Annotated in this window: 10 protein-coding genes; 5 read left to right on the forward strand and 5 right to left on the reverse strand. The window is 32.2% G+C overall.

What is annotated here, in order from left to right; translation table 11 throughout:
* Window positions 1-2 precede the first annotated feature (2 nt).
* The gene (locus tag N4A31_01750) at window positions 3-305 is read left to right on the forward strand and encodes a hypothetical protein (GenBank protein ID MCT4634958.1); all 303 of its coding nucleotides are present in this window, start codon (window positions 3-5) and stop codon (window positions 303-305) included.
* A gap of 12 nt (window positions 306-317) precedes the next feature.
* Here the strand turns inward: N4A31_01750 and N4A31_01755 are convergent, their stop codons facing one another.
* Window positions 318-947 carry a GNAT family N-acetyltransferase gene (locus tag N4A31_01755; GenBank protein ID MCT4634959.1) on the reverse strand — a complete coding sequence of 210 codons (630 nt, stop codon included), beginning with the start codon at window positions 945-947 and terminating at the stop codon, window positions 318-320.
* Window positions 944-1,651: a DNA repair protein RecO gene (gene recO, locus N4A31_01760; protein MCT4634960.1), complete on the reverse strand. Its 708-nt coding sequence runs from the start codon at window positions 1,649-1,651 to the stop codon at window positions 944-946. The genes N4A31_01755 and recO overlap by 4 nt, the downstream gene beginning before the upstream one ends.
* 117 nt (window positions 1,652-1,768) lie before the next feature.
* On the opposite strand from recO, the gene rdgB reads away from it, so the two are divergent.
* Both rdgB and hemW read left to right on the forward strand, forming a co-directional pair.
* Window positions 1,769-2,368 carry an RdgB/HAM1 family non-canonical purine NTP pyrophosphatase gene (gene rdgB, locus N4A31_01765; GenBank protein ID MCT4634961.1) on the forward strand — a complete coding sequence of 200 codons (600 nt, stop codon included), beginning with the start codon at window positions 1,769-1,771 and terminating at the stop codon, window positions 2,366-2,368.
* Window positions 2,368-3,507, forward strand: coding sequence for a radical SAM family heme chaperone HemW (gene hemW, locus N4A31_01770; GenBank protein MCT4634962.1), 1,140 nt, complete (start codon window positions 2,368-2,370; stop codon window positions 3,505-3,507). The genes rdgB and hemW overlap by 1 nt, the downstream gene beginning before the upstream one ends.
* Here hemW and N4A31_01775 read toward each other — a convergent pair.
* A complete protein-coding gene (locus N4A31_01775) occupies window positions 3,504-4,211 on the reverse strand; it encodes a heme ABC transporter permease (protein MCT4634963.1) in 708 nt (235 codons plus the stop codon). The genes hemW and N4A31_01775 overlap by 4 nt on opposite strands.
* A gap of 121 nt (window positions 4,212-4,332) precedes the next feature.
* On the opposite strand from N4A31_01775, the gene N4A31_01780 reads away from it, so the two are divergent.
* Window positions 4,333-5,121 carry a biotin--[acetyl-CoA-carboxylase] ligase gene (locus N4A31_01780; GenBank protein ID MCT4634964.1) on the forward strand — a complete coding sequence of 263 codons (789 nt, stop codon included), beginning with the start codon at window positions 4,333-4,335 and terminating at the stop codon, window positions 5,119-5,121.
* Between the two features lie 229 nt (window positions 5,122-5,350).
* Here the strand turns inward: N4A31_01780 and N4A31_01785 are convergent, their stop codons facing one another.
* Window positions 5,351-5,752, reverse strand: coding sequence for a hypothetical protein (locus tag N4A31_01785; protein MCT4634965.1), 402 nt, complete (start codon window positions 5,750-5,752; stop codon window positions 5,351-5,353).
* Window positions 5,753-6,147: 395 nt separating this feature from the next.
* Here N4A31_01785 and N4A31_01790 point away from each other — a divergent pair, with 395 nt between their 5' ends.
* Window positions 6,148-6,906 carry a 5'-methylthioadenosine/adenosylhomocysteine nucleosidase gene (locus N4A31_01790; protein MCT4634966.1) on the forward strand — a complete coding sequence of 253 codons (759 nt, stop codon included), beginning with the start codon at window positions 6,148-6,150 and terminating at the stop codon, window positions 6,904-6,906.
* Between the two features lie 898 nt (window positions 6,907-7,804).
* Here N4A31_01790 and N4A31_01795 read toward each other — a convergent pair.
* Window positions 7,805-8,211 (reverse strand): hypothetical protein (locus tag N4A31_01795; GenBank protein MCT4634967.1); only part of this gene is annotated, 407 nt, incomplete at its 5' end.

Raw genomic sequence — 8,211 nt, forward strand, 5'->3', positions numbered from 1 at the left:
TAATGAATATTTGTAGTTCACATAAAGCAAAGCATTTTGCTGGAGTACTAGGTGTGGTTGCTCCTTTTATGTTAGATATAGGGATTATTTCTTGCTATACAACAGATAATAGATGTTTTTGGATTAATAATGAAGAACCTGAAGAGACTTTAGATTATTTGAAAGAAATTGTTGGCGAGGTGACGCTGGGGATAACCACAGGTTTTTTTGTAGGCGCTTCTTTACCAATAATGTATTACAGTGGACGTATAGCTTATTCAGAAATGTTATTGATTCATAGAGAAGGATACGACGAAATAGTATAAATTTTGTCTGTATTAGCCAAGCTTTTTTGACCAGACAGCCAATTGGTTTTCTTGTGGTATATCTTTGTCAACTTGCTTCCAAGAAAATTTTATTTTTATTTCTTTAAGTGGGTTACACCCTAAAGCTTTCCATAAAGGTTCAAGAGGACGATAGTTTTCTGGTTTTAAAGGATGATCATTAGGGCGTATTACGGTCATGAAAGTTATATTTGTATAGTTTCTATCTTTAGCACATTGTTCGTGATATTTAGCTATAATATTACTTAAACCCTTATTACGATATTTTTCTTTAATCATCATTTCACCAACATAAAGATATTTGCTTATATCTATCTTATTTTTAATGAAGGGAGCTTTAACTTCTTCCATTTCTTCTTTAAGGGGGATAGAGTTAGAGAATCCCACCACTTTATCGCCATCTAATACTAGTAATATGATGCTATTCTTAGAGTTGAAATATACATTTAGATATTCTTCCTCATATTCGAGACTGCCTTTATAAAGATAAGGAAATTCTTTGAACATGGTAATTCTTATATTAGCAATTTGTTTAAGATATTTTTTTGCTTTTTCTCCTGTAAAAGATTGAAGAGATAATCCATCTTTTGATTGCCAAATAATTTTAGATAAAGCTTTGTTCATAATAATAACTCCGTGAATCTAATTCTTGCTTGTGGAATTTCTTTAGAATGTGGTTGGTAGAATGTTTTATAGATAAAATGTTTATTGATTTTTAGTGCATTTTTAATATCTTGCTCACTTGCCGCTGTTTCATTTATTAGAAAAGATGGCAATAAAAGAAGTTTATCGTGATATGGTTCTCCCGAGGATCTGCTAACGGCTCTTCCTGTTCTTGGTGAAATATAATATAGATCTTCCTTTGAGCCAGTATCAGCACAAGCATCAAGGCTAAGTCCATACCCTAATTCTTGGAGAATAGATAGCTCTAGTTTTATGTATTCAGTAAGCCAGTGCTCATGATCTTTTAAACTTAATAGGTAACTTATACTATCATCATATATTTTTGATTCTAAAGTTCTTTCAGGCAAACAGGTGCTGAGTATTGAGCAAAGACTTAGAACCGAATTTAGTTTTAGCTTATCATTTATAACAGCCATAGAAAGGGGGCGCAATAATTCGCAATAGTAGCTTCCTAAATGTTCTTCAAGTCTTGCGCGCCAAGTGGCGTGAACAATATTACCAAGCTGAACTTGATTGCGAGTTTTTTTATTTAAGCTAAGAAGACCTTTATATACACCATGGTTTGAACTAAATAACCAACATAGCAATTTATCATCATTAAATTGCTGTTGTTTAATAATAATCGCTTCGCTGGTCCATTGCATAAATTAAAGATGATGTTACAAGAAAACTAGATCGTTCTATAATAACACATTTATTGACAACTTCTTCTATAAAAGTTATCAATATCTAACATAAATTTAAAGATAGAGCTCGATACTATGAGTAGTAAATTTCCTTATGATAAACTTTTAATTGCCAGCAATAATCCAGGTAAGGTTAGAGAAATAAAATCTTTATTAGATCCATACGGAATAGAGATTTTTTCAATAACTGATTTTGATGTTGAGGAGCCAGAAGAAACAGAGGCCACTTTTATTGGCAATGCCAGGCTAAAAGCAGCATATTATGGTAAGAGATTAAGTCTTCCAGCTTTAGCGGATGATTCAGGAATATCGATTGAAGAATTGGGTGGATTCCCAGGTGTGTATTCTGCAAGGATTGCAGGGCCTGATAAAGATTTTACTATAGCTTTTGATAAAATTGAAAAAATGTTGGCCGAAAAAGATTTAAAAACCAGCCCTGCTTTTTTTACCTGTGCGTTGTCATTATGGCATCCAGACGGAATAATAGAAGACTTTGAAGGCAGGATTGATGGGATAGTCTCTTTTCCTGCAATTGGCATGCATGGATTTGGTTATGATCCCATATTCACATTAAATGGATATAACAAAAGACTGAGTGAAATGGCTCCAGAAGAAAAGAATAAGCTAAGCCATCGCTCTTTAGCATTTAAAAAATTTATTGAGCATTGTTTCTAATGCAAAACATAGCTATTTATATCCATTGGCCATTTTGTAAGAGTAAGTGCCCTTATTGTGATTTTAATAGCCATGTGCGCGAGAATATTGAGCAACAAAAATGGAATGAGGCTTATCTTAAAGAGATTGAGAATAATAAAGAATATTTATCTAACAAGAACATAGTTTCAATATTTTTTGGTGGTGGTACTCCATCTTTAATGCCAAGTTTTATCGTTGAAAATATAATTCAGAAGCTATCTAGTGTTTCTACTATGGATTCTAATGTAGAAATTACCTTAGAGGCTAATCCAACTTCTGTTGAAAGCAGCAAGTTTAAAAGTTTTTCTAATGCAGGAATTAATAGAGTATCATTAGGGATTCAATCTCTCAATTCAGATGATTTAAAATTCTTAGGAAGGGAGCACAGCGTTAATGAAGCTATAGAAGCTATTGAAATTGCAAAAGAAAATTTTGCTAGATATTCTTTTGATCTTATTTATGCCTTGCCCAAGCAAAGTTTAAGTTCCTGGGAGAAGGAATTGTCTCAAGCGCTTAAATTAGCAGGAAGTCATTTATCCCTCTATCAATTAACAATAGAGAAGGGAACTCCATTTTATAGTTTATATCAAAAAAATAAGTTTCAAATTCCTAATGAAGAATTGGCTAAAGATTTTTATTCTAAAACTCAGGATATTATGAATGATGCAGGTCTGCCTGCATATGAAATATCCAATCATGCAAGAAATGGGGAAGAATGTAGGCATAATATTGTTTATTGGAAATATGATGAGTTTCTAGGAATAGGTCCTGGTGCCCATGGTAGAATACATAATAAAGCCATTCATAGCATATATCATCCAGAGAATTGGCTTAACAAAGTTTTAGAAGGGCAAAGTCCCATTCAAAGTGCAATTGATCTTACTTTAGAGGAGAGGATTTGTGAAATATTATTGATGGGACTAAGATTAAGAGAGGGAATAAATCAGCAAGATTTTATTAGCAAAACAGGGCACAAGTTTTTAGAAGCATTAAATGCGGATAAACTAAATTGGTTGCTTGATAGTCAATATCTGAAGTTTGAGAATAATTTTCTTTATGCTAGTGAAAAAGGCAGATTAGTTCTTAATTATATTATCAATCAATTAACAGAGAATTAGTTTATATCTTTGCGGGTTATTTTATATTCTATGAATTTTCTTTTTAAGATAATTAACAAATTAGCTTTAAAATATAGAATAAAAGCCATAAACATTAGCATCAAAGGGATAAGCATGGAAATATGGATGCTAGGCCCTGAAAGCTTAAAAACGCTGGCTGGTTGATGGAGACTATTCCATAGATTAACAGAGAATTTTACAATAGGCACATTAATTATCCCTAAAATTGCAAGGGCAGCAGGTGCTTTATTATTTCTTTTATCTTCGGTTAAATTAGATAAAACTAAATATCCTATATAGAAGAAAAATAAAATTAACATTGAAGTGAGTCTTGCATCCCACACCCACCAGGTTCCCCAAATTGGTTTCCCCCAGAAAGAACCAGTATATAAAGTTATAAAGCAAAAGACTGTTCCAATAGGCGCTGAAGATTTAGAAATTAAATCAAATACTGGGTTATTCCATACTAAATAAACAAAACTTGCAATTGCCATCAGAGTATAAATTCCTAAACTCATCCATGCAGATGGAACATGAACATACATTATTCTCACATATTCTCCCTGCTGATAATCCACAGGAGATTCAAAGAAACCATAATATATTCCAGCTGTTAGAAACGCTAGCATCGCAATTATGATATATTTCAAATATTTATCGGTAAATTTGCTAATATAAGATGGCAAGAAAATTTTATTTATCATTTAGATTCCATTAACAACTGGTCTCTTAAGATGTAGCATATTTATATAATCTTGTAAAGATAGAGGCTTATGATTATACTTCCATTGAAAATCTAAGTTCTTAAAACTACAAGGAGTTATTTTGAAAGAAAATTTATTATTACTTAATCAAGAGTTGATTAATAAAAAAATAGCTAATTCTAATATTATCATTGAAGTGTTAGAAAATATTGATTCCACCAATACTTATCTTAGAAATAAATTATCACAAGATAAGATAAGAGTTTGTTTTGCTGAAACTCAGTCTGGTGGTAGAGGGAGTAGGAAGAGAAGGTTTTGGTATTCTCCTTTTGGTCAGAATATCTATATGTCTTATAGTAGATCACTTAGGAAAGATTTAAGTGAGCTCAGTGGTTTAAGTCTGGTGGTAAGCATGGCGATGTTAGATGCTATTAAAGAGATTGGCATATCTGATAATATAATGCTTAAATGGCCTAATGATGGAATGTATGAAGGTCATAAACTTATGGGGAATATCATAGAAGCTCAAGTTGGGAATAAAGGAGGGGCATTGGTTATAATAGGCTTAGCTATTAATGTTAATATGTTGGAAGATGAAAATAATAATATTACCCAGAAATGGAGTTCTCTTAGAAAAATTACGGGGAAATATATAGATAGAAATAATTTGGCTGTTGCACTTATTCATAATTTGAATTTCTATCTTGAGCAATTTGAGAAATATGGACTAAGAGACTTTATTCATCAATGGCAGAAAATAGATTCTTTATATAATAAGTCTATCAAACTTAATGATGGTGAATTTTCAGGAATTGCTAAAGGAATAAACGAAGAGGGGAATTTGTTGTTGGAGTTGGGAGGTGGAGAGGTTAAGGCCTTTCCATCAGGCGAGGCCTCAATAGTTAAGTGAGCTCTAATTACTAAACTTTACGCATTCTTGGCAATATGGATACATAACCGATTCATTGTCTTTTTTCCAAGTATTAGATCCATAATGGTTGCCAATGTCTTTGTGGATAATAAAATTTTATCCTTCGTATAATTCTTTATTATTTGTCATGAAAGTATCATTATATTTATCATTAGAATTAGCTTTGTCAAAAAAAAGCAAGTGAAAGAGCAACTATAAGGGATATCTTTTAATCCATCATAAGTTCTGCAATTAAAAATCCAGATACACCTACTAACTTAGATGTAATGTCTGCATCATGAAGTTTGTTATTTATATTATTCATATTCTCACAATAAGTGGTAATATAATACTTTAAATTAGAAGTGCATGTATCTTCTGGTAAATTATTTTCACAAAAGTTGCTTATTAACTCTTGTCCTTGCTCGCTTCTAGGGCTTTCTATGTTACGACAATTATCATCAAGTTTTGAAAGCAAATCCATTGTATTTAAATTTTCATAACTAGACAGCATCTTAGCAAATTCATTGTTTTCTGTAGTTTCTCTATCATTTATATTGCTAAAAGCTAGATTAGTGACTTTCATTGCAGTGTATCCAATGAATGTTGATATGGCGTGTCTAGTATACATTTGATTATCCTTATAAAATAAAATTTAAATATTTATCGCATCAAGAAGTGGCAACATAAGTGTATTAATTTATTAATTATTTGTCAAGGTTTGATTTGCAGATATTAAGGTCATGCTAAATGAGGGTATTTTATTATAGTGCAAAGTTGTATGATAGTATTCAATTGAGTAAAGACTCAAAGCAATAAATCTATACACAGAAGGCGTAGGACTCAGGACAGAGAGGCTGAAGGAGTTTCGACGTCATTGGTTAATTTGTGATTATTTGAATTTACAAAGCAGAGGCTCTCAGTATCCTTATTTAGCGCTGCTTTACTGCATTAATAATCCAGATTTACTTTTTTATAGCTATAATGTAAGATACAATTCTTTAAAGCTAATAATAGTGAGAAAATATGCGTATTGGAATAATGGGTTCTATGCCTGAAGAGGTAGTATATGTTCAAGACAATTTATTTTCTAAAAAGAGTGAAATAATTGGTGATAGAGAGTTTGTATCCGGTAGTTTATATGGGATTGAAACAGTTGTTTCCTTTTCTAGATGGGGAAAAGTTGCAAGCAGTATCACCGCCACCAATTTAATAACTTGCTTTGATGTGGATTGTATAATTTTCACAGGGGTAGCGGGAGCAATTAGTAGTGATTTAAATATTGGGGATATAATAATAGCTAAGGAATTATATCAACATGATGTAGATGCTCAGCCATTTTTTGAAAAGTATCAGATACCACTAACTAAAGATGTATTTTTCCAAACTGATGTAGAGCTAACTCAGAAAGCGTTAACAGCGGCAAATGGATTTGCTAGAAACATTAATTCTTTTATAGATAAAGCAGCCTTAGATAAGTTTAAAATCGTTACACCTAAAGTGTGTTATGGCAAAATAGCTTCAGGTGATCAAGTTATTACTAGTAGCCAAAAGACCAAACAAATAAGAGAAGAAATGCCTGATTTATTAGCAGTGGAAATGGAAGGTGCTGCAGTGGCTCAAGTTTGCAAAGATTATAAGGTGCCTTTTACTGTTATTAGGATAATATCTGATAAAGCTGATCGTAGTGCGGTAATAGATTGTCCAAAATTTATTGACTTAGTGGCAAAAATATATTCACTTGCAATAATTAAAGAGTTCTATGCTTTAATTAAGCAGAAATAAGATATCTATTTTTTTCAATAGTAGCTTAATACACAGTATTTTCTAGATTCTCTGTAGAAAATTGACTATAGTTAAGTAGATGCAACAGAACCTTAAAAAGACATGTATTGTATCTATTAAACCGAACAAAATATTATAATTTAATGAGAAATAAAATCGTTACACTTGCTAAAAATGAATGCCAAGGTAATGCAGATAATGAAAAGTACTTATCTACAATCAGGAAATATCTGATTACCAAAGATCAAAGTTTTAAAGATATACATAAAAAATTTGATTGATGTGGAGCTTATGTTCACTATATATTGAAACATTTAGGTGTTAATCTGCCTGTAGAGTATAAATCGTCTCACTTTGGTTTTATAAAAACTTGGGTAGAATGGGCAAATGACTGGTTTAGAAAGTTACCGGAAGCGTTTTTGAGCAAAGTCACGACCTGATCCAGATTTGAAGTATTTCTCTAGACTTAGAGCAACAGCTTGCGTTCCAAACAGCAATATAAGACTTAAGCTTAACTGGAAGATAAGGTTTTGTGGATTTAACAAGACTAGAGTTGTGGTATTATAGTCGTTGTGTAAGGTTATTAGTATATCCAGTATAAGTTGTATGGTTGGATAGTTCTAAGAAAATAAATGTAATACATATACTAAACTGGAAAATATCATTCATTTACTAACCCTCCTTCACCCCCCTAAGAGCTAAGCGTGGGCATTCGTTCCTCTAACGCTTACATCGCTTCTTGCTCCGCAATCGCGCTGTAGCGAGCGACGCGCAGATGGCGGAGCGGGTGGTACTGAAAAATAACTTTTCTTCTTCCCAAAAGTTGAGGATCTCCAAGGGGGGCAAAAAAGGTGAACATGGCTGAAAATATTGAAAAATATGATTTTCAATAAATTGTTTATTGAAACCATGAACATGTATCATGGTCCATATCTCCAACGATATTTGTAACATAACTTGCCAACTCTTGCGTTGTTTTAAAAGAATGCATAGCATCCATTTTATCATTTTGTATAGCTAAAAGCTGATCGAAACTTATATCATGACTTAATAAAGAATCCTTGACTACACCCCATAAATGTTGCATATGTTCTTTGTCGTAAAATACCTCTAATAATTGTTCAAGATGTAATGCTCCAGTTGCAATAAAATCAATTAATCCTCCTCTTTTAACCACGTCTTGTAAAACTTCAAAGTGATTTTCGGCAAAAGCAGACAACTCCTTTATGTTCACATGTTTAGATTGAATCAATTGGTTTGAGCGGTCTGGATGATTCGTGCTTAATATTTTTAATTGCTCTGAGA

It is taken from the genome of Rickettsiales bacterium, from assembly GCA_025210695.1.
Lineage (GTDB): Bacteria > Pseudomonadota > Alphaproteobacteria > Rickettsiales > CANDYO01 > CANDYO01.

Coding starts and splice junctions, on each gene's coding strand:
- N4A31_01750 (MCT4634958.1), top strand. CDS start 3: ATGAATATTTGTAGTTCACATAAAGCAAAGCATTTTGCTGGAGTACTA.
- rdgB (MCT4634961.1), top strand. CDS start 1,769: ATGAGTAGTAAATTTCCTTATGATAAACTTTTAATTGCCAGCAATAAT.
- N4A31_01790 (MCT4634966.1), top strand. CDS start 6,148: ATGCGTATTGGAATAATGGGTTCTATGCCTGAAGAGGTAGTATATGTT.
- hemW (MCT4634962.1), top strand. CDS start 2,368: ATGCAAAACATAGCTATTTATATCCATTGGCCATTTTGTAAGAGTAAG.
- N4A31_01755 (MCT4634959.1), bottom strand. CDS start 947: ATGAACAAAGCTTTATCTAAAATTATTTGGCAATCAAAAGATGGATTA.
- N4A31_01785 (MCT4634965.1), bottom strand. CDS start 5,752: ATGTATACTAGACACGCCATATCAACATTCATTGGATACACTGCAATG.
- N4A31_01775 (MCT4634963.1), bottom strand. CDS start 4,211: ATGATAAATAAAATTTTCTTGCCATCTTATATTAGCAAATTTACCGAT.
- recO (MCT4634960.1), bottom strand. CDS start 1,651: ATGCAATGGACCAGCGAAGCGATTATTATTAAACAACAGCAATTTAAT.